The sequence below is a fragment of the Verminephrobacter aporrectodeae subsp. tuberculatae At4 genome (assembly GCF_000193225.1).
In the GTDB taxonomy this organism is placed as follows: domain Bacteria; phylum Pseudomonadota; class Gammaproteobacteria; order Burkholderiales; family Burkholderiaceae_C; genus Acidovorax; species Acidovorax aporrectodeae.
The window spans coordinates 1-377 of the sequence record NZ_AFAL01000348.1 but is presented as its reverse complement, the minus strand read 5'-3'; the positions used below and the strand labels follow the sequence as shown (position 1 = coordinate 377).

The window sequence follows — 377 nt, the reverse complement described above, 5'->3', positions numbered from 1 at the left end:
TGGCTGCAGTATATGCAATTTCTTCCACTTTTTGACTGACACAAAGATACATGGTGAAAATGCAACAGCTGTTAATCACACTCACTTTGACTTTATATAGTGTCACTTTGACTTTATATAGTGCACCAAGAGATAGTTTCTCGCTTACGACCACACCGGCCTGAGTACGCCTGATCTCGTCTGATCTCAGAAGCTAAGCAGGGCCGGGCCTGGTTAGTACTTGGATGGGAGACCGCCTGGGAATACCAGGTGTTGTAAGCTTTTTGTCAACTCTTTGTCCGTTTCTTCCCACAAGGCGGAAATATGTGCCCTCGCTTTGAAATAAGTAAGCAAGATTAGTTTGTATTTCATCCAACAATCTGTGCTACAAATTATGG

At 43.2% G+C, this 377-nt stretch carries 1 rRNA gene; it reads left to right on the top strand.

Annotated features, from left to right (window positions below):
* Positions 1-142: 142 nt before the first annotated feature.
* Positions 143-261: ribosomal RNA gene (gene rrf, locus VTU_RS0106785) — 5S ribosomal RNA — on the top strand.
* Positions 262-377: the final 116 nt, after the last annotated feature.